The organism is uncultured Pontibacter sp. (assembly GCF_947502515.1).
Classification (GTDB): domain Bacteria; phylum Bacteroidota; class Bacteroidia; order Cytophagales; family Hymenobacteraceae; genus Pontibacter.
The window spans coordinates 13,778-39,620 of record NZ_CANNAI010000001.1 but is presented as its reverse complement, the minus strand read 5'-3'; the positions used below and the strand labels follow the sequence as shown (position 1 = coordinate 39,620).

The 25,843-nt window shown below is 50.3% G+C and carries 22 protein-coding genes and 1 tRNA gene; 6 read left to right on the top strand and 17 right to left on the bottom strand.

Annotated features, from left to right (window positions below; all coding sequences use genetic code 11):
* Positions 1 to 463 precede the first annotated feature (463 nt).
* From Q1A54_RS00195 to Q1A54_RS00180, 4 genes are all read right to left on the bottom strand, one after another.
* Positions 464 to 1,771, bottom strand: a complete 1,308-nt coding sequence (locus Q1A54_RS00195) for a cystathionine gamma-synthase family protein (RefSeq protein ID WP_196116316.1) — start codon at positions 1,769 to 1,771, stop codon at positions 464 to 466.
* A gap of 1 nt (position 1,772) precedes the next feature.
* The gene (gene truA, locus Q1A54_RS00190) at positions 1,773 to 2,540 is read right to left on the bottom strand and encodes a tRNA pseudouridine(38-40) synthase TruA (RefSeq protein ID WP_299984123.1); all 768 of its coding nucleotides are present in this window, start codon (positions 2,538 to 2,540) and stop codon (positions 1,773 to 1,775) included.
* A 68-nt stretch (positions 2,541 to 2,608) separates the two neighbouring features.
* Complete coding sequence (locus Q1A54_RS00185) at positions 2,609 to 3,154, bottom strand: GAF domain-containing protein (protein WP_299984121.1); 546 nt, start codon at positions 3,152 to 3,154, stop codon at positions 2,609 to 2,611.
* A 172-nt stretch (positions 3,155 to 3,326) separates the two neighbouring features.
* Complete coding sequence (locus tag Q1A54_RS00180; protein WP_299984119.1) at positions 3,327 to 4,526, bottom strand: acetyl-CoA C-acyltransferase; 1,200 nt, start codon at positions 4,524 to 4,526, stop codon at positions 3,327 to 3,329.
* A 64-nt stretch (positions 4,527 to 4,590) separates the two neighbouring features.
* On the opposite strand from Q1A54_RS00180, the gene Q1A54_RS00175 reads away from it, so the two are divergent.
* On the top strand, positions 4,591 to 5,088 hold the full coding sequence (locus Q1A54_RS00175) for a DUF4293 domain-containing protein (RefSeq protein WP_196116325.1): 498 nt from the start codon (positions 4,591 to 4,593) through the stop codon (positions 5,086 to 5,088).
* A gap of 202 nt (positions 5,089 to 5,290) precedes the next feature.
* Here the strand turns inward: Q1A54_RS00175 and Q1A54_RS00170 are convergent, their stop codons facing one another.
* The 3 genes from Q1A54_RS00170 to Q1A54_RS00160 form a co-directional block, all read right to left on the bottom strand.
* A complete protein-coding gene (locus Q1A54_RS00170) occupies positions 5,291 to 6,631 on the bottom strand; it encodes a PepSY-associated TM helix domain-containing protein (RefSeq protein WP_299984115.1) in 1,341 nt (446 codons plus the stop codon).
* A gap of 75 nt (positions 6,632 to 6,706) precedes the next feature.
* Positions 6,707 to 8,224, bottom strand: coding sequence for a SusD/RagB family nutrient-binding outer membrane lipoprotein (locus tag Q1A54_RS00165; RefSeq protein WP_299984114.1), 1,518 nt, complete (start codon positions 8,222 to 8,224; stop codon positions 6,707 to 6,709).
* A gap of 28 nt (positions 8,225 to 8,252) precedes the next feature.
* Entirely contained in the window at positions 8,253 to 11,288 is a 3,036-nt protein-coding gene (locus Q1A54_RS00160) for a SusC/RagA family TonB-linked outer membrane protein (protein WP_299984113.1), read from the bottom strand.
* A 194-nt stretch (positions 11,289 to 11,482) separates the two neighbouring features.
* On the opposite strand from Q1A54_RS00160, the gene Q1A54_RS00155 reads away from it, so the two are divergent.
* Positions 11,483 to 12,475, top strand: coding sequence for an AraC family transcriptional regulator (locus tag Q1A54_RS00155; protein ID WP_299984112.1), 993 nt, complete (start codon positions 11,483 to 11,485; stop codon positions 12,473 to 12,475).
* 240 nt (positions 12,476 to 12,715) lie between these two features.
* Here the strand turns inward: Q1A54_RS00155 and Q1A54_RS00150 are convergent, their stop codons facing one another.
* The 5 genes from Q1A54_RS00150 to Q1A54_RS00130 form a co-directional block, all read right to left on the bottom strand.
* Positions 12,716 to 13,453: a DUF4476 domain-containing protein gene (locus Q1A54_RS00150; protein ID WP_299984111.1), complete on the bottom strand. Its 738-nt coding sequence runs from the start codon at positions 13,451 to 13,453 to the stop codon at positions 12,716 to 12,718.
* Between the two features lie 167 nt (positions 13,454 to 13,620).
* Positions 13,621 to 14,325, bottom strand: coding sequence for a hypothetical protein (locus tag Q1A54_RS00145; protein ID WP_299984109.1), 705 nt, complete (start codon positions 14,323 to 14,325; stop codon positions 13,621 to 13,623).
* Positions 14,326 to 14,484: 159 nt separating this feature from the next.
* On the bottom strand, positions 14,485 to 15,180 hold the full coding sequence (locus tag Q1A54_RS00140) for a hypothetical protein (protein WP_299984107.1): 696 nt from the start codon (positions 15,178 to 15,180) through the stop codon (positions 14,485 to 14,487).
* A gap of 13 nt (positions 15,181 to 15,193) precedes the next feature.
* Positions 15,194 to 15,892: an outer membrane beta-barrel protein gene (locus Q1A54_RS00135; RefSeq protein WP_299984105.1), complete on the bottom strand. Its 699-nt coding sequence runs from the start codon at positions 15,890 to 15,892 to the stop codon at positions 15,194 to 15,196.
* Positions 15,893 to 16,065: 173 nt separating this feature from the next.
* Entirely contained in the window at positions 16,066 to 17,235 is a 1,170-nt protein-coding gene (locus Q1A54_RS00130; protein WP_299984103.1) for an AIR synthase related protein, read from the bottom strand.
* A 225-nt stretch (positions 17,236 to 17,460) separates the two neighbouring features.
* Here Q1A54_RS00130 and Q1A54_RS00125 point away from each other — a divergent pair, with 225 nt between their 5' ends.
* Together Q1A54_RS00125 and Q1A54_RS00120 are read left to right on the top strand one after the other, a co-directional pair.
* On the top strand, positions 17,461 to 18,009 hold the full coding sequence (locus Q1A54_RS00125) for an outer membrane beta-barrel protein (protein ID WP_299984101.1): 549 nt from the start codon (positions 17,461 to 17,463) through the stop codon (positions 18,007 to 18,009).
* Positions 18,010 to 18,071: 62 nt separating this feature from the next.
* Entirely contained in the window at positions 18,072 to 18,614 is a 543-nt protein-coding gene (locus Q1A54_RS00120) for an outer membrane beta-barrel protein (RefSeq protein WP_299984099.1), read from the top strand.
* A 95-nt stretch (positions 18,615 to 18,709) separates the two neighbouring features.
* Here Q1A54_RS00120 and Q1A54_RS00115 read toward each other — a convergent pair whose 3' ends face one another.
* The 4 genes from Q1A54_RS00115 to Q1A54_RS00100 all read right to left on the bottom strand — a co-directional run bounded on the left by Q1A54_RS00115 (position 18,710) and on the right by Q1A54_RS00100 (position 23,581).
* The gene (locus Q1A54_RS00115) at positions 18,710 to 20,659 is read right to left on the bottom strand and encodes an OmpA family protein (protein WP_299984097.1); all 1,950 of its coding nucleotides are present in this window, start codon (positions 20,657 to 20,659) and stop codon (positions 18,710 to 18,712) included.
* 25 nt (positions 20,660 to 20,684) lie between these two features.
* A complete protein-coding gene (locus tag Q1A54_RS00110; protein ID WP_299984095.1) occupies positions 20,685 to 21,167 on the bottom strand; it encodes a hypothetical protein in 483 nt (160 codons plus the stop codon).
* 173 nt (positions 21,168 to 21,340) lie between these two features.
* Complete coding sequence (locus tag Q1A54_RS00105) at positions 21,341 to 22,159, bottom strand: (Fe-S)-binding protein (protein ID WP_299984094.1); 819 nt, start codon at positions 22,157 to 22,159, stop codon at positions 21,341 to 21,343.
* Positions 22,160 to 22,207: 48 nt separating this feature from the next.
* Entirely contained in the window at positions 22,208 to 23,581 is a 1,374-nt protein-coding gene (locus Q1A54_RS00100; protein WP_299984091.1) for a (Fe-S)-binding protein, read from the bottom strand.
* 168 nt (positions 23,582 to 23,749) lie between these two features.
* On the opposite strand from Q1A54_RS00100, the gene Q1A54_RS00095 reads away from it, so the two are divergent.
* Both Q1A54_RS00095 and Q1A54_RS00090 read left to right on the top strand, forming a co-directional pair.
* Positions 23,750 to 23,825 (top strand) — tRNA-Phe (locus tag Q1A54_RS00095).
* A 279-nt stretch (positions 23,826 to 24,104) separates the two neighbouring features.
* On the top strand, positions 24,105 to 24,611 hold the full coding sequence (locus Q1A54_RS00090; protein WP_299984089.1) for a TlpA disulfide reductase family protein: 507 nt from the start codon (positions 24,105 to 24,107) through the stop codon (positions 24,609 to 24,611).
* Here the strand turns inward: Q1A54_RS00090 and Q1A54_RS00085 are convergent.
* Positions 24,608 to 25,705 (bottom strand): DnaJ domain-containing protein, encoded by a 1,098-nt coding sequence (locus tag Q1A54_RS00085; protein WP_196116352.1) that lies wholly within the window; start codon positions 25,703 to 25,705, stop codon positions 24,608 to 24,610. The genes Q1A54_RS00090 and Q1A54_RS00085 overlap by 4 nt on opposite strands.
* Positions 25,706 to 25,843 lie beyond the last annotated feature (138 nt).

The window sequence follows — 25,843 nt, the reverse complement described above, 5'->3', positions numbered from 1 at the left end:
ATCAACTGTGCCCGGTGCGCCCAAATGACTACCCACTGTTTGAGCGTTCAGCGAGTTTGGGGAGTCTTGATTTTTTTGCTTACTTTTTTCATCAAGGAAAAAAGTGAGTGCCCGCCGCACAGGCGAAATGGTGCCCGGCTGGCTAAGCCATGCTATGAAACAAAACCTCTATATCCGAAAGCACAGTTGCTATACCTGCGCAAGCAATTGCTATACCTAGGCCAGAGGCCCTTCTATAATAGACACAAGCGAAGACACTCACGCCTTACGCACGCTAGCCATTACATTCTCCAGCTATAACCTTACGAATCCTAATCGTAACCGCTTGCAAAGTTAATGGTTTTTGCATCAGGATTTTCGGGATTTCTCACGCACTATTGTCAAAACAAGGTAGAAGCAATGTTACAAAAAAGTCCTTCCCTGAAAACCAGAGAAGGACTTAAATAAAAGTTATACTTAATATCTATACTTCCGCTTCCACAGGTATAGCTACTTTCTCCAGCGCCTGCGCAATATCAGAGATGATATCTTCCGGATGCTCCACACCTACTGAAATGCGAATCATGCCTTCGCCTATACCCATCACGGCTCGGTCGGCCAGGCAAATGTCAGAGTGCGTCATGGAGGCTGGATGCTCAGCGAGCGACTCGGTGCCACCCAGACTTACCGCCAGTTTGATCAGCTTCAGGTTATTCAGGAACGTGAAGGCTTCTTTTTCACCGCCTTTGATGTCGAAGGAAATCATGGAGCCAGCCGCTTTGCACTGCTTGTCATAGATGGCCTGTTGCTGCGGGTTGTCCTGCAGGTAGCCCAGGAAGTAAATCTTATCTACTTTCGGATGCTCTTGCAGGTATGCCGCTACTACTTCGGCGCCACGAGCTTGGCACTCCATGCGTATTTTCAATGTCTCTAAGCTGCGCATCAGCATCCAGCCAGTCCACGGACTCGCCATGGAGCCCATGAATGTACGCATGCCTTTTACTTGCTTCATCAGGTCAGCTGGACCGGCACAGGCACCTGCAATCAGGTCGGAGTGACCACCGATGTATTTGGTCGCAGAGTATAAAACCAGGTCAGCACCGTGCTTGAGTGGGTGCGAGAACACGGGGCCTAAGAAGGTATTGTCTACAGCTACGACTACTTTTTTGTCAGCAGTTGAGTGCTTCTTGGCCATGGCAGAGCATGCCTCAATGTCTACCAGGTGGTTGGTCGGGTTAGCCGGGGTTTCGATGTAAACCATCGCCAGTTTGTCGGCCATACCTGATTCCTCTAGCATTTGCTCTACTTCCTCGATTGGGGTATTGGCACGGAAGCCCATGCTCTTCACGCCAAACTTCGGCAGGATGTTTTTGATATAGTAGTCTGAGCCTCCGTAGATGGGCTCGCTGTGCAGAATCAGGTCGCCCGGCTTGAGTAGAGCCAAAAGTGTGGTGCTGATAGCGGCCATACCGCTGGCAAACACAGCTGCTTCTTCAGCGCCGTCCCAGAAGCGGAGGCGGTTCTCGAGGATTTCAAGGTCAGGGTTGTTCAGGCGGCTGTAGATGAGGCCCAGCTGCTCTTCCGCGTGCTTCTCACGCAGGCCATACGCTAGTTCAAAAAAGGCCTTACCTTCTTCTGCGTTTTTAAAAACGAAGGTAGAGGTTTGGTAAATAGGCGCCTTCACGGCCATTTCTGACCACTCCGGGTTGTACCCGTAGCTCATCATTAAGCTTTCAGGGCGAAGGTGCTTGCCGTTTAGATGGGGACCGTTCTGGTCTTCTGGTAATTGCATGCTATAAAGGGTTTGTTTTGGGTGATGTCTTGAAAATATGCTCCGGATACGTCACCTTGGCCAGGTATAGCCCCTCCGAGGGAGCCGCTCCACTCGCCTTGCTGCGGTCCTGACTGGCGATAATCCGCTCAAAATCTGCCACGGAAAGCTTGCCGCGACCTACATCTAGTAAGGTTCCTACCACCAGTCGCACCATACCTCTCAGGAAGCGGTTTGACCGGATCGTGAATATCAGCTCGTCGCCTTGCTGTTGCCACGCAGCTTCGTAGATGTTGCAGCGGTAGTGCTTGGTGTCGCCTTTCACTTTGCTAAAGGTCGTAAAATCCTCGTAACGAAGCAAAACCGTGGCCGCCTCATTCATCTTCTCCACATCCACGGAACGCGGCAGGTAAGTGGCGTAGTATCGTCTGAAAGGGTCTTTGGCTAAGGTGATGTGGTAGTGATAGGTGCGCTCAAATGCGTCGAAGCGGGCGTGGGCCTCGCCGGTGACCAGGTATAAGCTCTTTGCTACGATGTCGTCGGGTAAGAGGCGGTTGAAGCGATAGACCATGTGCTCTAAGTCCAGTTCCTGCTCCACGTCAAAATGCACGAACTGCTGACTCGCATGCACCCCCGTATCGGTGCGGCCGCTGCCTGTCGTGCTGATAGGCTGCCGCAGCACTTTGCTCAGACAATCTTCGAGCACTTCCTGTACGGAGAGTGCGTTGGGCTGTATTTGCCAGCCATGAAAACGGGTGCCGTCGTAAGCGATTTCCAGAAAGTAGCGCATGAAACAAAGGTAAAAAAATAAACCCGCAAGCACTGTAGTACTTGCGGGTTTCAATAGGTAACTCTTAGCTAGTCTTTCGCTGCAGCCTCTACCTGCGCGTTACGTTTCAGGTAGCGCAGTTCTATTTCGTCCATCACAATGGAGGCCAGTTGGCCAAGCACTTTCTGGTCGGCTTCCGAAAACTCACGCGGCTGTTTGTCTACGATGCAAAGCGTGCCCAGATTATGCCCGTCGGATGTCCTTAGCGGAGCACCGGCATAAAAGCGAAGGCCGAAGTTTCCCGTCACCAATGGATTTGCGAGTAAACAAGGCTCATTAACGGCATCTGGAAATACGGTAGGGCCATCATTCAGAATCGCAAGTGAACACAAGCTAACTCCTCGACTCACATTCTCCACATCTTCCATACCCACGTTGGCTTTAAACCATACACGCTCTGAATCAACCAAAGCAACCAGGGCGATGGGCACATTGAACATGCGGGCAGCCATAGCTGCAATGTGATTAAAAGCACCCTCGGGTGGCGTGTCCAATATTTCGTACTCCTGCAATTTCAGCAGTCTTTCCTCTTCGTTCTGAGGAATCAGGTTCACCCCAATGAAGGTGTTTTTCATAATTTTCTCGTCAATGTCTATGCGCACGCAATGCGTAAGACTACAACCCTTCAAGGTGCTTAACCGTTCCAGCTGCTTTGCATAATGTGGAGGCTATCGGCCTACACAATTATTGATTTACTATACCTTACTAACCACCAATAGATTAGCAAGGCTATCAGGAATATTATTTTTAAAGCTTTTCGTAAATAATAGCCGCGCCTTGCCCTACACCTACGCACATCGTAGCCAGACCGTAGCGCACATTGTCGCGGCGCTGCATTTCGTGCAACAAGGTAGCTGAAATGCGGGTACCACTGGCTCCAAGCGGATGACCAATAGCGATTGAGCCGCCGTTCACGTTCACGATGTCCGGATTAATGCCCAGCTCCTGCACGCAAGGTATAGCTTGTGCCGCAAAAGCCTCGTTTATCTCGGCTAAGCCGATATCGTTGATGGTAAGTCCGGCTCTTTTCAGCGCTTTTTGAGTAGCGGGCACAGGACCCATGCCCATGTAAGCAGGCTCTACCCCTGCCACTGCCGCTGATACAATGCGTGCCATTGGCTTCAGGTTGAAGCGTTTCACCATCTCCTCACTCACGACCAGCGAAGCAGCCGCCCCGTCGTTTATACCTGATGCGTTGCCCGCCGTAACGGTGCCACCTTTTTTGAAGGCTGCGCCCAGTGTGCCTAATTTCTCCACGGAAGAAAGACGCGGGTGCTCGTCGGTGTCGAAGATAATCGGATCGCCTTTGCGCTGTGGAACAGGTATAGGAATGATCTCGTCTTTAAACTTGCCGGCCTCAGCTGCGGCCTTATACTTGAGCTGCGAGCTGTGGGCAAACTCATCCTGCGCTTCACGTGAAACACCGTAACGCTCGGCCACATTCTCGGCCGTTTCGCCCATACTGTAAGGGTAGTGCAATGAAGAAAGCTGGTTATTCACAAAGCGCCAGCCAATAGTCGTGTCATAAATTTCAGGAGTGCGGGCGAAGGCAGTCTCGGCTTTGGCCATTACAAAAGGGGCACGGGTCATGCTTTCAACGCCGCCCGCCAGGTATACAGCACCGTCGCCACTCTTAATGGCACGGCTTGCATCCATGATGGACTGCAACCCTGAAGCGCAAAGACGGTTCACGGTCACGCCGCCAATCTCAGCCGGAAGGCCTGCTAACAGAAGCGCCATGCGGGCCACGTTGCGGTTGTCTTCGCCGGCCTGGTTAGCTGCGCCCATCACCACGTCCTCAATCAGGCTCGGGTCCACCTGCGGATTGCGGGCCATTAACTCCTTCAGAATAAAGGCAGCCATGTCATCGGGACGCACGCTGCTGAGTGCTCCGGTAAACTTGCCAACGGGTGTTCTGACTATATCAATTATATAAGCTGTGCTCATCAATTTTTGTTTTACAGGTCTTTGTCTAATTTTGCATCTCTTTGCAAGTTAAATTAACCCCTTTATGATACAAAGAATTCAAACCGTATTTCTGGCGCTCATCGTGATTGCCATGATCTCTTTGCTGTTTTTGCCGCTCTGGTCTAAAGTAGATGCCGTATCTGGCGAAGAAGTAGTATTGACCGCCTGGAACCTGTTTTTCCAGTCAGTGAACGAGCAAGGTGAAGCCGTGCAAGCCGGTGCACAGACTGGTACGAGCACAATCGCTATTGGTATATTGGCCATCGTGGCGGCAGGTGTAGCGCTTTATGAGATCTTCCAGTACAAGAGCCGCATCACCCAGATGAAGTTCGGCCTGATCAACACGCTGGTGCTGGTGGCGCTGTTTGGTACGTCATTTTACTATGCCAACTACGTAGGCAACGTTATGGTTTCTGGTAACGAAGGCAACTACGAAGCTGGCTTCTACATGCCGGTGCTGGCGCTGCTCCTCAATGCCCTAGCCAACCGCTTCATTAAGAAGGACGAGGACCTGGTTCGCTCTGTAGATAGATTACGCTAAGGTATAGCAACCAAAACAAAAGAAGGCTTCTCCCAAACGGAGAAGCCTTCTTTTGTTTTTAGGCTAAGAATGAAGTAGTAACACCCATTGTCATTTCGAATGCAATGAGAAATCTGGAATAGCCTGGAAACCATTACATAACTCAGATTTCTCACTAGCGTTCGAAATGACAGGGAAATATATCCTCAAAGCTAATCCTTTACTAGGCCGCTGCTCTCTTCGCAACAGGCACAGTGCCACGCTTCGACTTCTTGCGCAGTTTGTTGATCCAGATGATCGTGCCGGTTACAGGCAAACTGGTAGCAACCAGGCAAGCGATGAAGTAGAGGATCTTCGAGAAGGTACCGTATACGTTGCCTACATGCAGTGGCTTGATAGACGATGTGATCTTTTCGTTGAAGGCTTTGTCCGCAAATACATCGGCCTTGAGCACTTCGCCGCTGTACTGGTCAAGCTGCAGTCTGTCTGACGCCGCCGGTGCGAAGAAACCTACTTTGTTCTTGCTAACCGAAACTGTAGCGGCTGAGTCAGTTGACAACGAAATGCGGTAGTCGCCTTCGTAAGGCAGCACCTGATCGGCGGACTTTATGTAATCCGTAATCGTCAGGGTAGCAGCCTGCGACAGGTCAGCTGGCACTTTTGAGAAGAGTGGCTCCTCTTTGCGGTCTTTCGGCTGCTCTACACCCAATACTTTGAAGAAGCCTTCTTTGTACCACTCAAATGACCAGGTAAGGCCTGTGAGAGACATGATCAATAGCAGGAAAGATGAGTAGAAACCAAGCGAGTTGTGCAGGTCATGGTTGATGCGCTTCCAGTTGCCACTCCACTTGATCTTAAGCCCCTGACGCCAGTTCTTCACTTTCTGTGGGAACCAGATCACCAGACCGCTGATGATGATCAGCGTGAAGATAACCGTTGCCCAGCCTACGATCGGACGACCAACTTCAGTGTCGAGTAGCAACCAGCGGTGCAGGCGGAACATCGACATGAAAAACTCTGAGGCAGGACCGTCAGTTGTGCCCAGCACCGCACCAGTATAGGGGTTTACTAAGTAGTTGGTACCACGCCCGCCTCCGGGTCCACCCTTGCCACCGGGTCCGCCACCAGCAGGACCGCCTTTCGCTACAGCGCCTTCAGGGCCCTTTTTGCCTTCGGCAGCTTTATCGCTTTTGGCTTTATCCCCACCTTTTCCTTCACCACGACCTCTGCCTTCGCCTTCTTTCTTTTCCTCTTTCTTCACATTCAAGGTATAGCTACGGCTGGCATCGGCAGGTATGGTAATAGCGCTTACCTTCCCGCCTGTTTCGGCAGCCACTTTTGCAATGATCGCTTCAGCGGCTAGGGGCGTTGCGCCTTCCGCTGCCTGTACCGTAAATTTTTCGGGCTCCAGCATTTCCTGTATCTCTGTGCTGAAGGTATAGATCGTGCCGCTTAAGCAGACTACAAATAGAATAATACCGCTCGCTATACCCATCCACAGGTGGAGGTCATTGAACAGCTTGCGCACCTTTTGCCAGGTCGATGGTTGTTGATTCTTTTTCATGATGAGAGTTTAGCTAAAAACCTCCTCCGCTTCTGGAGCGAAGGAGGGTAGGTACTAATTCTATTTTCAATCTACTTACTTATTCCAAAACACTCTTGAGCGGAAAGGATCGATGGCGCCCTGCTTCGCTATTTCCTCACTGTTGGTGTATACCTCCGACTGGCGGTAGGTCAATCTGCGCGGCCTGAAATCCGTGTCAGCTGACGGGCTCTGCAACGACTGCGGCAACCGGCTCAGGTAATTCAGCCTTCTGTAATCGTTCCAGGTTTCGATGCTGCTGATACTGTTCAGTGCCAGCCACTTCTGCTCCATGATGCGCTCTATTTTATTCGATGCCAAAGCAAAGTTAACAGATGGCTGCGCATTGTAAACAGTAAATTCGGAGGCAGGCACATTCATGTACTTGAAAGACTCTTTGATGGCTTCTTCATAGAGCATCTGCGCACCGGTCAGCCACCCTCTCTCGGCCGCTTCGGCCTGCAGGAACAAGCTCTCAAAAGAAGACAGAAGCACAGACGGCTGCTGGGCGCTCTTCAGCAAACCCGCTGGCTGGTTTCCGTTTTCGTTTGGCCCCAGCAAAGCGGAGGTCTTCGCCATGGTAAAGTCGGCACTGGTTGCTCCCAGCGGCACTCCTACATAGTCGCCTGCTACGCTGCGGTAGAGTTTCGGCAAACGCGGGTCGTTGCGCTCTTTGTACTGCTGCACCAGGTAGGCTGTTGGGCGCAGGGTATTGTAGCCTGTCGTAAGGGCTCCGGCCTGGTTTCTGTAGTAAGCGTCCCAGAAAGGGTTCTGCATACCTGCCGTGATCTGGTAGCCGGGGTTCACCAGCGCACTCTCGCCGACGCCTAGGAAGCCGCTTCCCTCCTGCCTGATCTTGGCCAGTTCATCGTTAATGTAGCCTTCTCTACCGGCTTCAGACTGACGAAGCAGGGCTCTTAGCTTGATCGTATTGGCAAACTTCACCCAAAGTGTCAGGTTGCCTTTGAAGATAACGTCGTCGGTAACCGGCTTTTTAGACAAAGCCGTTGCTGCTTTTATATCCTGTATACCTGCTGTGATCAGGTTGATGGCTCCATCATAAACCACCTGCCCTTCTTCGTACTTAGGCGTCACGTTGGTGCTGCCCTGCAGTGCGTCAGAGAACGGCACATTGTTGTAGAGATCCACAAGGCGCATAAAATGCCAGCCTTGCATGATCTTCGCTATACCTACATAGGCCAGATCGCCAGTGGCCGCTGCGCTGTTTTCGATGTCTTTGTAGTTCACCAGCGTGGTGTAGCTGTCTTCCCAGATCGGACGACCATCGCGGTCAAACGACATGGCTTCCACACCATAGGTTTCCTCTAGCCTGAACAAAGAAGTGTTGCTGGGTCCGTCAGTAGCTTTGGCCCAGTAGCCCACCCACACGGCGCCTAACTGGTTCAGGGCACCTGTCTCGAGGTTTACTGTCTTCACAAGTGCATTAGGCAGCTTCTGCTCTACCGGCACGTCGACCGGCGCATTGGGGTTCACATTCGTATCCAGGAAGCTATCGCAGGCGGTGAAGCTTGTACCTGCCAATGCTATCAGGAGTAGAGATAATACTTTTTTCATATCACTAAGTATGAAGGATGATGTTATTTTAGAATACCACATTTACATTGAAGCCGAATGATCTGGCCGGTGGCAGGTGTCGCCAGCTCATGTAGCCTTCGCTGCTTCCGCCGGCGTAGACAAACTCCGGATCGTTGTAGATGTTGTCTTTTGCCCAGATAGAGAACAGGTTGCGACCCACAAAACCGATCATTGCTTCTTTCACCAGGTTCTGACCGTCCAGCCAGTTAATTGGCAAGGTATAGCTCAGGCTCAACTCTCTCATTTTAAAGAAGTCGGCACTTACGGCATAGTTCGACTGCACCGTCGCATAGTGGTTTGCCCAGTAGTTGCGGTCACCTTTGGTCTGAATCTCAGTGTTTGGTGTGAACACGCCCGGCGAGGTCTCAATCACAGAGTTCGGAATCACGAATGGTTCGCGGCCATACTGTGTGGTGAGTGGGCTGGTACCGTCTGATATCATGCGGGCGGCAGCCTCGGTGTATACCACGGCACCCATACGCCAGTCGAACTGCGCACCCAGCTGGAAGCTTTTGTACTGCAGGTTGGTATTGAGGCCGATCTGATAAGGTGGTGTACCGGTGCCGCCGTAGTAAAGCTCTGAGCCACTCACTGGGTTTCCTGTGGTCGGATCCACGATCACTCTTCCCTGTGGATCACGCTTGTAATCAGTGAACAGGTAGCTGTTGTATGGCTTGCCCACAATCAGGTAGTTCTGACGGAAGTGGAACAGCTGATCGATGCCGCCGTAAATCTCCTGCACTTCACTCTTAATATGCGTCAGGTTAGCGCCCACGTTCCACACCAGGTGGTCGCGCTGAATCACATCTCCGTTTAGGTTGAGCTCAATGATCTTGTTGCTTGCCTTGAAGGCGTTCACCCAAGCTGAAGTGAAGCCCGATCCGGCAGAAATATCAGCTAAAATGGTACCGTCTGTTGTTTTAGCATCCACATAGGCAGCTTCCAGGTTCAGGCGGTTCTGGAAGAAGCTCAGCTGCGTACCTACCTCGAAGGAGGTCACAAACTCCGGCTTTAGGTTCGGGTTGGCATCAGAGGTACCTAAGCTAAAGCCCGGCAGGTTACCGTAAGGAAAACCGTTGCTTTGCGCATACACATTCTGCAGCTGGTATGGGTCTACCACTACGTTGCCGGTCTTGTTGTAAGAAGCGTATACCTTGCCGTATGAGAAGGTGTTGTTGTTTTTCAGGGAAGAGATCGCATCGCTGAACACGAATGACGAGCTCACACCTGGGTAGAAATAGCTGCGGTTTTCAGGACTCAAAACCGACACAGCTTCCTGGCGTCCTGTAAAGGTCAGGAACAGGTAGTTGTTGTAGCCGGCCGTAAACTCTCCGAAGGCTGCCACTTGTCTTCTCTGGCTGATGCTGGACTTGCCTCCAAGCTGTCCTAAGCGGTTGTCCTGGTTGAACAGGCCAGGCACTACCAGCGCCGAGGCGCTCAGGTTGACGGCTTTGCTGTCGTCGGTGCGCACGTTGTTGCCCAACAGCAAGCGAGTGCTGAACTTGCCGAAGTCTTTGTGCATGTCAAGAATGAAATCGCTGTTAATTCTTCTGAACGTCTGGGAAGCATCATTCACGCTGCCCGGTATGTTTGTGCGGCCCGGGGTGGTGTAAGTAAACTTGCCCACCGTAGTGCGGATATCGTTGTTGCGGTTGTAAAGGCCCAAACGGTAAATGGCGTTGATCCAGGGAGCGATCTCGTAGTTGAGCTCGATGTTTCCGGTCAGGGTCTGCTGCTCGTTTACAGTACGCTGGTTGGCAGCATTGAAGAACGGATTGGGCTGGTTGGTGCTGAACCAGTAGTTCGGATTCACAAACAGGTTGTTTTCCCAGTCCTTCAGGTCGGCAAAAGGCAGGCTCGCCGGCAAGCGATATACCGTTGACCATGGTTCACTCTGCGTCACGTCGCTCTTGTTGAACACATAGTTAACATTATAGCTGGTGCTCAGCTTGCCGAACGAGCGCGATCCGTTAAAGCGGGCGCCTGAGCGTCTGTTCTTATCTCCTTCGATAATGCCTTTAACCAGTACATCCTGCAGCGAGAAGTAATAGGTGGATCGGTCGTCGCCACCAGAAAAGGACAGGTCGTTCTGCGTTGTAGTGCCGGTGTTGAAGAAGGCCTTTCTGCCATCCGAATTGGCGCTGTAAGGCAGTTGCCACTGGCTACCGTCTGGCAGCACGGGTCCTACTGGTCGCATCTCCCCGTCGAAACGAGGCCCCCATGACTGGTACTGCAGTGGGTCGTAGATGCCGTTCAGGCCCTGACCGAACTCTGTCTGCTGCTCCGGCAGGCGGGAGATCTTCTCAAAAGTGGTGGTATTGGAGAAGTTGATGCGCTGCATGCCTGCACGCCCCTTCTTAGTGGTGATCATCAGTACACCATTCACCCCATCGGAACCGTACACGGCGGCTGCGTTTGCACCCTTCAGCACGTTGATGCTCTCGATATCGTTCGGGTTCAGACGGTTGATGTCAGGTATAGGCACACCATCTACAACATAAAGCGGTGCGTTATTACCGGTGTGGGAACGTATACCGCGCAGGTTCACCTGCACATCCGGGTCTACTTTGCTGTCGAACATGTTGATGCGAAGACCAGACACCTTACTGGCCAATCCAAGTATCGGGTTCACGATCTTGCCCTGGTTCAGTTCGGCGGAGTTAACTTGCGCACTGGCCGTGCCCAGTTCACGGGCGGGCCGCTTTATACCCAGGGCACCTGTTACCACTACCTCCGATAGTTGGGTGTTGCCAGACTGAAGTTGCACCTGCATCGAACCCGCGTCACCGTTCACAGGCAGCTCACGGGAAGCAAAGCCAATGTATGAGAACACGAGCACCTGCCCTTCGGCGGCCTTCAGTTTAAACTCGCCTTCACTATTTGTTGTAGTGGCCTGGTTCGTGTCTTTTACGCGTACTGTCACGCCTGGCAGCGCAGTGCCTGTGGTTTGTTCTACTACCTGCCCGAGTACCTGAAGCTCTTGGGCATTGGCTCCCATGGTGGTCGCTAGCAAGAGCATACATAGCAGTAAATTTCTTAACATGTCTTATTGTGCTGAGGTTAACGTTTTGTTACAGGCTCTGCGAAAGATCTTTTTCTTTCTTCCGGTTCAGCCGTAATATTTTGATGTTTGCTATTTAGAAATAGTCTAAATAAATTTAACTTGCGCAAAAGTATAACCTGCCGAGCACTTCCGCTTACAAGTGGGGGAATTCTTATATCATATAAGGGAAAATTATGGAGCAAGATTTAAGCACTTCCGGACCTGAGCACGCGGCTTACTATCATGCCCTATTTAGTGGTGCCGATGATACTCTGATAGAAAAGGAGCAGGCTTTCTCTAATAGAAGCTGTTGCGAAGGGAACGGCCAGCTTCGTGAATTTTACTTTGAGGATATCTATTTCGGCTATACCCAATGCGAACTGAAAGGTATAAAGGTACTCACCTATCAAAACTGCCAGGACTTTGTGCAGATGCACTTTTCGCTGCGCTGCCGCTGTGCCGTTACTTCCCTGAACGACAACAGGATCTTTGCCCGCTTTGATCATCAGCAGCACAACCTGCTTTACTTCGGTGACAGGCCTGTGCAGAAAAAGATAGCACCGGAAAAGGAGTTAGAGGTCATTATTATTAACCTCTCCAAAGTTTTCCTGTTGCGTTACCTCAAAGACAGTTCCCCTGCCGCATTGCAGCTGCGCGAGTGCCTCACAGCCCTCAGCCCCGGAAAGCTATGCCAGACGAACCTCTCTATTACCCCCAGAGTTAGAACACTGCTTTACGAATTGATCAACTGCCCTTACGCTGGTCACTATAAACGCATGTTCTTAGAAGCGAAAGTTGTAGAGCTGCTGATGCTGCAACTGGAGCAGTGTGATCAGGTGGGTACTACTCCGGCACAGTTGAAAATGAAGGAAGCGGATGTAGAAAAGATGTACCATGCCCGCGACATTCTGCTGCAGAACCTCGAAAATCCACACTCGCTGGTAGAGCTGGCGCACTTGGTGGGCACTAACGAGTATTACCTCAAAAAACACTTCAAGCAGGTGTTTGGCACTACTGTATTCGGGTACCTGAATGACTATAGAATGGAGCAGGCGAAGCAGCTGATCTTGCAAGGCGACCTTAAGATTGGGGATATTGCGACTATGCTGGGGTATAAATATGCTGCGCACTTCACATCGGCATTTAAAAAGCACTTCGGTTATCTCCCACAGCAGCTCAAAAGCTAATCTGGCTTTGGCTATACCTGCCATTATGAAAACCCCTCTGAAAGCTTCGCTCGCAAACTCGCGTTTTCGTTTGTCCTAAATTGAGAATCTCTGCTATACATTCAGTAAGTGTGTCACTTGTTTTGCCCTAGCTATACCTTAACAGAAAAAGAGCAGCGTAGGCATTGCCCACACTGCTCTCACAACACGCATAAACTTTAAACTCTCTAACTCTTAAAATCGCTAACTCCTAAACTTGCTTCACCTTCTCCGGCTGGTATACTCCTCCAGTTCCCGCACATGGTGGTCGAACTTGAAGATGTCGTAGATGTAGTAGAAGCGCTCTTTGTCGCACACATTGTCGTAGGCGAACTTAGCAAACTCCAGACGGGTGCTCTCAAACTCAAAAGCTAACAGCACATTGCGCAGGTCCTCTGACAGGATGCTGCCGTTGCGCACAGCCTCGCGGGCGATGGTGAGGCGGGTGCTCTCGAAGTCGCGCCCTTTCATGGCGTCGATCAACCGGTCCACATCATAGCGATCCAGCAGGTTTCGGCAGGCACCAGCAGGCTCTTCGTAGCGGGGTGGTACCGGCTCGTAGCGTGGCGGCACAGGTTCATATCGATCGGGATAGCGCGGTGGCGGTGGCACGACCACTACGGGCGGCGGACCCAGTGGTATTTCGCTGATTACACGCAGACTGACTTTTCGGCCAGACACCCGCACGGCATAGTTTGTTTCGAAACCAGCGCGGGCCAGCACGTTTATACCTGTTCTATAAATGCCATGACGGCCTCTTATCCTGAACTCCACATAATGGTTGCCGGGCCGCAGGTGCGTAATGCGCACAAAGTTGGAAGCCGTACGGTTAATCACGCGCCCGTCCAGTGCCATCTGGAAAAGTTCGCCCCGGTGGGTGGTAAACGTCACGACGGTGGGTTGTGCGAAAGCCGGCAGCGCCAGCAGCACAAACAGAAGCGGAAGTAGAAGCTTTTTCATGGCTTATAGGTTTTAGCGTATACTTTCGCCAAGCCAATTATTGTGCCAGTTTGTGGAACTAAAGCGGGGTGAGGTTTGTCTGCGGGGATTTGTTGAATGCAGGTCTAGGTATAAGAAAAAACCACAGGTGTCGTGCCTGTGGTTTTTTTCTAGATGTTCTAATGCGACTACTTGAGTTTATAGTTTAGGCCTATACCTACTGACATAGGTCTTTGATTATGTAATGTTCCTCGGGTATGAAGATTTTTATAGAATATCATTCCATCCACAAAACCATCAAGCCGGGAGCTCATCTTATAATTTAATGTTAGGCCACCTGTTGCCACTACATTAAACGCCGATGTTTCTTCATTATATAGTTCTGATGAATTTCCCTCAATACTCTCAGTAGCGCTTGCTTTAATGCGACCAAAAGTTGGAGCAAGAGTCGCATTGGCATAAAGCTGTAACTTCCTGTGAGGGTTAAAAGGTGTAAACTTTAATGTGACGGGAACAACCAGTGCCTTCATATTTTGGGTTTTCTGCACTTCGTAAATCTCATCAGCCGAAACATACCTTGTGGTGGACAATGTTGATGCATTCGCACCATACCCTACCCCAGCTTGTAGGGTCGCTCTCCTGCTTAAGGTATATCCATAATGTATGGTTAAGAATGGAGTAACTCCCGCTATATACTCATACTTTGGCTTGCCGATTAAGTAATAACCCGTGGTACTCAATCCAACTCCTATGAAGGATTTAGATGCTGAGGTCTCACCTTCAGAGCTTTGCCCAAAAACAGGAAGTGCTATTATAAGAGATAAGATAAACGAAAAGAGTGGCCGGCTTAGAACCCCACACCGACTGGGAGAGGTCAAAGATTTTGTTTTCATAAAGAGGTTTTGAGTTTCATATAATCGGTACAATATATAGTAAAATCCAACTCAATAAAAATTACCTCCAAGAATTTTAACACAGGATAGACCATGGTTATATCTCAAACAAAACCACTGGTGATATACCTGTGGTTATTGACAAAGCCCACTCCTTGACTACAACTGATAATTTACCCCAAAAGCGAACGATCTGAAAAGGCGACGTCCCCAAGGAGAATAGGCTTCCCAGTCATAATCAAAAGAGTTGTCGCCGATCAGGTTTTTCTTAAAAAGGAACAGTTCGGTATAACCCCTGAAGCGTTTGCTGATTTTGTAGTTAACGCCTAAACCAGCCATCAGGAAAATATTGATTCCCTTGTCCTGCACATGCTCTGTTGTTGGTACGCCATGCAAGATCTCGGTTACACTTCCATTTGTTCTCCCAAAGGCTGTTATAGCGGAAACCGTACCGTAGAAGGGAATCCGGGTGTAGCGCCTGAATAAATCTACCTGTATAGTAACAGGCACCGCTAGCACATGGGTACGTGTATCTGCTCGAATCTGCAAGGTATCATCATCATGATCATTCAGCGACCAGTGTACATCGCTTTTACTACCTCCATAAGCTATACCACTTTGGAGCCTTACCGTACGGCTCGCCTTATAACCCACATTCAAGAAAACCGGCGTGAAGTAGCCTGTCGAGCCATATTGTACTGTCGGATTTTTGTAATAGATATGATAGGTGATGGTGGTGAGTCCCATACCTGTGTAAAATCTGCTTTCGCGCGCTTTGGCTGTATCCCCTTCACTGGCTATGGCCGGAAATGGAAGAGTCAGGTATAGTGCTAATAAGGTGAAGCATGCTTTCATCAGAAGTTGATGTTTATTCCATACCAAGTTTATAATTCAAACCTATACCTACTGACTTATAAAAGTGCAAAAGCCCTGTAAATCCCTGATCCCAATCGTGAAAGAAAGAGTTTCTGCCAGTCAGGTTATGCTTTAGGGCATGATACTCTACCTGCCCGTAAAGGCGCGGACTTATTTTATAATTAATTCCTATCCCTGCCGTCACAAAAGTGTTGATTCCTTTCTCTGTAATATTACTTATCTCAGCTGTGCCACCGTTCTCTGACTGAGAATATTCTGTCTGCGATATACCGTAGGCAGGCATCAGTGTACCGGTAGCATACACCGGGAACCGCCTAAAAGCTTTGAACATGACATGCTGTAGCGTTACGGGCAGTGCGACAACATTTGTGCGAGAGGAGGCTGTGTGGAACACTTTATTGTCAGGTGTCCAGCTGAATTTTTCTGAGCTGCCACCATAAGCCAAACCTGCTTGTACCCGCATGTTCCTGCCGAAATTGTAGCCCAGGTATAAAGAAAGCGGAGCAAAGTAGCCAGAACTGATAATATCCTGGGCTTTCGAATCTTTGTAATAGATGTGATGCGATACCGTGCTAAAACTTATACCTGCATAGAGTCTGTCATACTTGACTTTAGCTGTATCCTCGATGTTGGCAAAGGCAAAGAAAGGGGTAAGTAAGCAGATCCATGGAAGAGTAAAGCATGTTTTCATATAGGTATAGCGCAAGAATCATATTCTTAATATATAACTATATTTTAAACAAATTAGTCTATCTCCAAATTTTATTTTAGCCTATTTAAAGAAAAGCTAATCTTTGCCCTTATAAAACAGAAAACCACAGGCGCTACACCTGTGGTTTCTCTTTATAAAGCTTATCTGATTTTCTACCCTTCGTAATAAAATGTTCCCTTGTCGCTCTTAATGGTGAGTTCATTTCGCTCGCTGGCTTCAACACGACCTACAATCTGCGCTTCCACGCCGAATGACTTGGAGATATCGATCAGGCTTTGGGCGTGTTGTTCCGGCAGGTAGATCTCGAGGCGGTGGCCCATGTTGAAGACCTTGTACATCTCTTTCCAGTCGGTGTGGCTCTGCTCCTGAATGATACGGAACAGCGGCGGCACCGGGAAGAGGTTGTCTTTGATGATATGCACCTTGTCGGTGAAGTGCAGCACTTTGGTCTGGGCACCACCGCTGCAGTGCACCATGCCGTGTATGTGCGGACGGTGCTGCTCCAGTATGGCTTTCACGATAGGCGCATAGGTACGCGTTGGCGAAAGTACCAGCTTGCCTACTTCCATACCTGTTTCTGGCTCTACATCGGTGAGGCGGTAGTTGCCAGAGTATACCAGGTCCTTTGGCAGTTCCGGGTCATAGCTCTCCGGGTAAGAGGCCGAGAGATAAGAATGGAACACATCGTGGCGGGCGGAGGTAAGGCCGTTGCTGCCCATGCCGCCGTTATACTCCGTTTCATACGTGGCCTGCCCATGCGAGGCAAAGCCCACGATCACGTCACCAGCTTGTATGTTGTCGTTCGAAATTACCTCGTCGCGACGCATGCGGGCGGTCACCGTGCTGTCTACAATGATGGTGCGCACCAGGTCGCCAACGTCGGCTGTTTCACCGCCGGTGCTATAGATGCCGATACCGTTGTCGCGGAGCATCTGCAGCACTTCTTCAGTGCCATTGATGATAGCACCAATCACTTCGCCAGGTATAAGATTTTTGTTGCGGCCGATGGTGGAAGAAAGCAGGATGTTATCGGTGGCACCCACGCACAGCAGGTCGTCGGTATTCATTACCACGGCGTCCTGTGCTATACCTTTCCATACGCTCAGGTCGCCGGTCTCTTTCCAGTACATGTAGGCTAGGGCCGACTTAGTACCCGCACCATCAGCATGCATGATGGCGCAGTACTCCTGATCGCCGGTGAGGATGTCGGGGATGATCTTGCAGAATGCTTTCGGGAAAAGCCCTTTGTCGATGTTCTTGATGGCGTTGTGTACGTCTTCCTTAGAGGCGGACACGCCACGCCGGAGGTATCTATTTTCCATAGTGCTTGGTCTTACTTGCTCTTACAAATGTAAGAAAAGGCCTTTGTATATACGGCAAAAGCAGTGCTTTAAAAAAGGTTGTTGCGGCAAAATACTGGAAGATTGAGTTCCTCGTCAAGCCTTACACAACAGGTATGCGCTATAGTCCATCAAAGAAAACAGACGCTATACCTTGCAACCATTCCAGAATATATTGACTCCTCTATATAAACAAACTTAAAACTTATGAAAAAGATACTCTTGATTTTACCCTTCAGCTTGTGCCTTGCTGGTGCAGCACAGGCGCAGCAGGACTCGTTGCACGTTAAGCCGTATGTATCGGCTCCTTATAAACTTGCTGTTGGGATGCGTTATGCAACCGGCCCAGCGGGCTTAGCGTTGGGCATCACAGCGAAGTATTTTATACGGGAACAGGCTGCCCTGGAAGCTTATTCTGACCTGAATCCTGAGGCTCGCCAGTTTCTTTCCTCGATTAGCTATGTCTGGCAGCCTAAGCTCACTACATCCAGTCGACTTAGGCCTTATGCCGGTGTAGGCGTTGGCTTGCTCCACACCAAAAACCCTGCACCAATGTATTTCGACGGCCCCTCCTCTTACACCAACCCTGTAGGGGTCTTTTCTTTCGGCGCTGAATACGCTTTCAAAAAATTACCCTTGGCTATCTCACTCGATTACCGATCCACCTTTCTGCGCTACGGGCGCTCAACGCCTGCCTATGTAAACCACTATAGGGCCAGTAATTTAGGTATAGGCTTGAAATATACTTTCCGCTAGGTATAGCTCCGAGCTCTTTGTCTCTTCATCTTTCCGAATCTATCATCTCAAAAACTTCACGCATGATTAAGAAAACAATGCTTACCCTACTCGGCGCTTGCAGCCTACTAACTGCTCAGACGCAGGATTTGCCTAATGCAAAGCCACAGGCTTCAGCACCTTATAAAGCAGCTGTCGGATTTCGTTACACCGTAGCAGGCGCAATCTATTCAGACTTTGGCATAACTGCCAAATACTTTGTTACCGACCAATCGGCCTTTGAGGCCTATGTCATGTTACCTTCTAGTTCTCGTGATTATCTGGCTTCCCTCAGCTATGTCTGGCAACCGAAATTGGCTTTCTCAGACCGCTTCCGGCCCTATGCAGGTGTAGGAGCTGGTGTGCTGCGACATACAAGTACACCTTATGCCCGAGTAGATAGAACCTATACTAGTCCAATTGCTTTTGGCACGGTCGGTATAGAGTACCAATTCAAAAAGCTGCCAATAGCCCTTTCAGTGGACTATCGAACCCAACTTTTCAGCACCGGGCTTCATGCACCACAGTATAACAATAGGAGTCAGGTCAGCAATATCGGGGTTGGAATGAAGTATACCTTCCGTTAGTTCTAACACAGATAAAAAGAACCGGCGATTATAGCATTAAGCTATAATCGCCGGTTCTTTTTATCTGTAAGGTATAGCACTATACCTTATACCTGTTATTCTTGAATACGCACTACTTTAAACTCGGTGCGACGGTTGCGCTGGTGCTCGTCTTCTGTCTTGGCATTGCGCACTACCGGGCGGCTCTCGCCATAACCACGGGCTGTGATGCGCGACTTGTCTATACCTTTCGAGATGATGTAGTTCACGGCAGACTGGGCACGTCGCTGGGATAGATCCTCGTTGTAAGCGTCATTACCACGCGAATCCGTGTGCGAGCTCAACTCGATGGAGATGCGCGGATTGTCTTCGAGTATCTGCACTAGCTTGTCCAGCTCCTCAGCAGCGTCTGGTCTGATGTCAGCTTTATCGAAGTCGTAGAAAATATTCTCGAGCACGATGGCTTTCTCTTTCACAATCTCCGTCAGCAGCAGGTCAGCGGTGAGGCGTACCTCGTTTACTTCGTTTGGCAGCTGGTTCTGCGGCGGCATTTTACCCACAGTGCTCACACGCTGGCGGGCCGCGAAGAAACCGGCTTTTTCGGCCAGCAGCGAGTAAGTAGAGGCACTATCAAGCGCAAAGGAGAACTTACCCTCTTCATCGGCAGTGGTTTCCGCTATTTTCTGTCCACGGTTATCCTGCAACACCACTGGTATATTCGGCACTACCGCCTGTTGCTTGTCTTTCTCGCGACGCTGGTACACTGTTCCATCTACAAAGAAGTTCACCAGCTTGCGTGCCGAACGGGCAATGGCGTAGATGTCATCGCCGCCTTTGCCGCCTTCGCGGTTCGAGGAGATATAACCAGAAAAGGCATCCTGGAAGAAGATACCAAAATCGTCACCACTCGAGTTTACCGGTATGCCCATGTTTACAGGCTTGCCCTCTTCTATTTTAAACACATCGAGCCCACCCAAACCTGGCAGACCATCAGAGGCAATGTAGAGGGTGCCGTCAGGCCCTACATACACGTAGCTTTCGTTGCCCGGAGTGTTGATGTCCGGCCCCAGGTTCTCAGGTGCCGAGAAGCGGCCATTGTCGTCAATAGTAGTTTTGTAAATGTCATTCCCTCCCAGTCCGCCACGGCGGTCAGACGAGAAGTAAAGTGTTCTGCCATCAGGGGCGAAAGCCGGAGAAGAATCCCAGGCGCGCGGGTCACTTATGCTGAGCAATTTCGGCTCGGTCCAGGCGTTGGAGCGGTAGAACGAGATAAACAGGTCCACGTTGCGGCGGCCTTTCTTAGTGCCCTCGTTGCCACGTGCAAATACCATCGTGTTGCCCTCGTCAGCAAAGGTAGCCAGTGCCTCGTGCAGGTCGTCGGTGTTTATACCTTCCAGTTTGCGCACGGCAGCTCCCAGGTTGGCTGAGTCGGCATCCAGTGTAGTAGCGTATAGATTGATGAAACCTTCGCCGTTACCCAAGTAGGTTTTGCCCGGTCCGCGTGTAGACGAGAAAACAAGTTCGTTGCCGCGCACAGAAGGTGCAAAGTCAGAGCCTTCTGTATTGAGCGCTTCCAGGTTATAGATCTCGAAACCGGTGTTCTTCTTGAGGATACCGCTCAGCTGGCTCAAAGTCTCTACTTCACGCAGAGCTAGGGTTTTAAGTTCCTGCTTGCTGCCGATGCGGGCGTAATCCTGCATCTGACCTAAAGCGGCTTCGTATTTGCCATTGGCTTTCAGCGCCATACCGTAGTAGAAAAATCCTTCCTCCTTGCGGTAGTTGTTGTCAAGTGCAGCTTTGTAGTAAGTCTCAGCCTCCGCCAGGCGGTTAGATAGGCGGTATGACTCGGCTATGCGGTAGTTGATCTCGCCAACATTATTCGCCCCTTTCAGCGCCTGCTTGTAGTACTCGATGGCCCGCTCATACTGCTCTTCTCCGAAGCGCTTGTCGGCCTTGCTGAGGTACATGCCCGCCCCACAGGAGCTAAGCACCACTGCCAGCAGCAGAATGGCTGCTGTAAACTTCAGGTAATGGGCCACTGACTTGGTCGATAGCGTCTGCTGCATGAGGGTAGGTTTTGGATTAGCGGATCTAAAAATACCTGGAAAGCCAACTCTGCTGCGCTGGCCGGGGCCAGGCATCCTGCAACTCTCCGTAATTATTTACCAATGTATCAAAATATAAGGTCTGTCCGTCAATTTCGCCGGCTGCCACTTTATTTTTTAACTCGTTCATACCCACCACCTGCATCTCTCCGTCCTTCAAAAAAGCCAGTCGGGTACGGTCGAAAAACGAAACACCGAAGTGCTGCTCCAGTTCCCGCACAAAGGCCACAGACTTATCAATAGAACAGCCACTGGCTGAAGTAACAGTTTCGTTGTTGGCCAGCACCAAAAAGCGGTCGTGCAATAAGCTGGCCGATGCCTGCAGCCCCTTGCCATGACTACTCCAGTCAGTAGCAAAACGCTCCAGCATTGGTTTTATTTCTTCCTGTTCAGCCGCCGTCAAAGCCCTGTCAGCCTGGTAGATCCAGAGCCGGGCATGCGGTGGCAATTGGTCAAAAGGAATGTACATTTCTTAATTGTTGAATTGTTGATTGTTGATTGATCTCTTAAAGAGTAGTTCGCTGACGATTTAAACACTAAGAAAGCTATACCTGTTTTAACCTTACTACTTAGCAAAACAGCTATACCGGAGTTAATCCGGGAGTAAACAATAAGCAGCAATTATCAATCAACAATCAGGTATTACTTACTCAACCCCTCCGCTTGTGCGATCAGCTCGGCGATGTCAAAAACTTTTACGCTTTCTTCCTGCTCCTTGTTCTTCACGCCGTCGCTCATCATCACCATGCAGAACGGGCAGGCTGTTGCGATCACGCCACTGCCGGTACCCAATGTGGCCAATGCTTCTTCCGTACGTTCGATGTTGATGTCTTTGTTGCCTGGCTCTGGCTCTTTGAACATCTGGGCACCACCGGCACCACAGCAAAGTCCGTTGGCGCGGCTGCGCTTCATCTCTACCAGGTCGGCATCCAGAGCGGCCAGCACGTCGCGCGGAGCTTCGTAGATGTCGTTGGCGCGGCCCAGGTAGCAGGAGTCGTGGAACGTGATACGCTGCCCTTTGAAGGCCTCACCGCCTTGCACCTTTACTTTGCCCTCATTGATGAGCTGCTGCAGGAACGTGGAGTGGTGAATTACTTCGTAGTTACCGCCCAGGTCCGGGTATTCATTCTTAAGCGTATTGAAGCAGTGCGGACAGGCCGTCACGATCTTCTTGATGTTATAGGCATTCAGCACTTCGATGTTGGTAATGGCCTGCATCTGGAACAGAAACTCATTACCAGCACGCTTGGCAGGCTCGCCGGTGCAGCTTTCTTCTGTGCCCAGCACGGCATATTTCACGCCCACATGCTCAAGTATCTGCACAAAGGAACGGGTTACACGCTTGTATCGGTCGTCAAACGACCCGGCACAGCCAACCCAAAACAGCACTTCTGGCTCCTCTCCGTTCGCTGCCATTTCCGCCATGGTTGGCACTTTCACTAGTCTTTTATTCTCTTCCATCTGGTAAGGTAATTCTAGGGCTTGTAAAGTGTAGCTAATGCTACTTTATTAATTTTTACTCGGCACATACAGGTCCTCCGCCCAGTTGAAGCGGTCGGACGGCGAGAAGGCCCATGGTGCGCCGTTGTTTTCAATGTTGGTGAACATGGCGTTTACCGAGGCTGGTGCTGCAGACTCTTCGAGCACCAGGTAGCGGCGCAGGTCCATGATCGTAGACAACTGGTCGATGTTCACAGGGCAGGACTCCACACAGGCGTTGCAAGTAGTACACGCCCACAATTCCTCCGGTGTAATGTAACCCCGCAGCAAGGTTTTTTCGTCAGTTGTTTGCACACGCTCCACACCCAACTCTTTGTAATGATTCGGTGCAAAGATGGCCGGATGCTCCCCTTTCTCCTCCATGCGGTCGCGGGTGTCCATCACGATCTTACGTGGCGACAGGAGCTTGCCTGTGATGTTGGCCGGGCACACAGAGGTACAGCGACCGCACTCGGTACAGGTATAGGAATCCATCAGCTGTTTCCAGGTCAGGTCTTCCACATCTTTGGCACCGAAGCGCTGCACGATCGGGTTACCTTCAGCGTCCATTTCCGGCGCTGGCGGCTGGTAGCTTGGATCCAGCATGGCTTTGATCTCATGCGTGATGGCCGGGTTTGTCGTGAACTTACCCTTCGGCAGTAGCTTAGAGTAATACACGTTCGGGAAGGCCATGATGATATGGAAGTGCTTCGAGCTCGGCAGGTAGTTCATGAAGGCCAGAATACCGATGATATGGAACCACCAGCCTACGCGCTCAATGATGTGCAGGCTGGTCGGGTTGTCGCCAAAGATATTCACGAACATTTGGCTGACCGGGTAGCTGCCTGCCACTTCGCCGCCTTCCATCTGTACCAGCTTCAAACCAGCAATGTTGAAGGCAAACAAGGCAAACATCAGCACGATCTCGGTAATCAGGATAAAGTTTGCATCCAGCTTTGGCCAAGCGCGCATCTCTACACCACTTGCCAGGCGCGGCACCTTAGTCACGTTACGTCTCCAGAGGAAGATCACGCAGGCGATGATCACCAGCGCAGCCAGTATTTCATTAATGAACATCAAGGCGCTGTAAACAGGTCCGAGGAAAGCCAGTACGCGGTGCGTGGCAAACACTCCATCGATCAGGATCTCGATCACCTCAATGTTGATCACCAGAAAGCCCACATACACGAACAGGTGCAGCACGGCCGGTAGCATACGCTTGAACATCTTCTGCTGCCCGAAGGCTACCAGTAAGGTTTTGTTGATACGCTCCGATGGGTTATCCGTCAGATCGACGTCACGGCCCATCAGAATGTTCTTGCGAATCTTGCGGATCTGCCACACAAACAGGCCAATGCCCAGGCCTGCTACAATCAGGAAGATAATGTTCTCGAGTTGAATCACGGTGAATTATTCGTTATACATACCAATTCGTAGATAAAGATAGCAGAATAGTGAGAATAAACGTATACAAGGCCACTTTTTTAAAATATTTTTGCCGGAAAGTTTGCGTCTTCGATTTTGGTTACTACTTTTGCATACCCTTTCGGAAGAGGGGGGCACAATGGAGCTGGTGATGTAGCTCAGTTGGTAGAGCAATGGACTGAAAATCCATGTGTCGTTGGTTCGATTCCAATCATCACCACCAGCTTAAACCCTTACCCTAACCGGTAAGGGTTTTTTGTTTTTATACCCTTCTCCTTTCTGCTGCCCTACTATACTTCATAATAAGCCGCTGGTTGTCTAAATTATTTTCAGGTTATAATTCTTCCTGCATTTTAGTACCTTAGCTGTTACAACACTTATTGCCATCATGAAAAGAATTTTCTGGAGCGCTATTTTTGCGGGCATGGCTGCCGGTATCGGTACTGTGCTTGTATTGGCTCTTATCTATATGTTTTTCATCCAAAACATACAGTTTTAGCATATGACCCGACGAAAAATATTCTGGACTGCTTATGCCGTTGGTTTTGCCGTAGCGGGCGTTATTGCCGTGTTTGCCTTTTATATGCTCAACCAAACGGTTCCGCAACATGTGAACTGGCAGGCACTTCAACTTACAAGCCTGCAGGGCGAGCCCATCTCCATTGACAAGTATAAAGGAAGAGTAGTCGTGCTAAATGTGTGGGCTACCTGGTGCAAGCCCTGCATCGAGGAGATGCCCGCCATGGATCGCCTGCAACAGCTACACCCTGATAAGATAGCCGTCGTTACGATATCGGACGAGGAGTTGGAGAAAATCCTGAAATTCAGAAGCCGCCAGCCTTATAGCTTCACTTACCTCAAGGCCAATACCCCACTTGCTAACCAGCAACTGACAGTATACCCTACTACTTATGTGCTGAACCCGAGCGGCGATGTGAAGGAAATTTACCTGGGTGCTCAGTCTTGGGACAGTGATCGCATGCAGAAGCGCTTGCTCAAATACTTTTAGCGACAGTTGGCCCGCAACTCCAGCACCGCAGCTGAGTAGCCCAGACGGTAAGCTTCTCTGAAGTGAGCACAGGCAGAGTCAGGCTGTGCCTGTTCGAGCTCCGTGCGGCCGAGCAGGTAATATACCCGGCCATTGGCGTTATCAGCTTGCAGCACCTGCCGGTAGTCTGCCTCCGAGGCGGCGTATTCACCTGTTTTGTAGTACCCGAAGCCCCGGAAGGTCAAGGCATTTGCCCAGGACTCACCTTTGGATGTATGACGCAGAAAGCTGGTAAAATCGGCTATGGCAGGCTCAAATTTCTGCAGGTAAAACAGTCGCACCTCTCCCCTGTCTAACTGTGCGGTGTGCAGTGTGCTGTCAAGCGTGAGCGCTATACCAAAATCCCTTTCGGCCTCCTGGTACTTCTCCAACTTGGCCAGGCACTTGCCCCGCAACATAAACACTTCTCCAGAAGGTCTGTCCTGCAAAGCAATCACCTGATTCAGGTCCTCCACAGCCGAGCGGTAATTCTCATACACGTTCATCGAGATACTCGCTCTTGTGAGATAGGCGTCAGAGTGCTTTGGCCGAAAATAGATTGCATCGGTGAGCAAACTGTGGGCACTGCTATACTTGCCGTGTTCAATGTAGCTGAGTGCGGTCTTATACCTGTCTTCGCCTGTGATATAGTCCATGGTAGACTTCAGCAGCACGCTGAATACGAACATGAAAGCGAAAAATCCGAGTGTGATGTACAGGTCCTTGCGCACAAAGCGGCGACCCTCACGCCGAGGTATATTTTGGTAGTGACGCTCTGAAACCGGGGCCGGTGGCCGGGTTTGCCGGTAGCGGGGATTATGGTGTGGCTGATGCTGCCGTATGGCCTGCCGCTGTTCGCGCAGGTACTGCAGACGCAAATCATAGCGCACGCGCTTTTGGGGATCGGACAGGGTCTGATAAGCAGCGTTAACGACCTTGAACAATTCCTCCGCTCGCGCATCGCCTGGGTTACGGTCAGGATGATACTTCAAAGCCAGCCGCTTGTAAGCCAACTTGATCTCCTGCGCCGAGGCCGTAGGACTCACGCCTAATGTGCTATATAGGTTATGCTCCAAAGAGACTAATGTAACAAAAAAGTGATACTTAAGTTAAGTAAACACGGACAAGATACAGCAAATTCCGTACTACAACTTTAACTGGTTATATCTTCCGCAAATTTTTTAATCTAATAGCGTATACAGAAAAAGCACTAA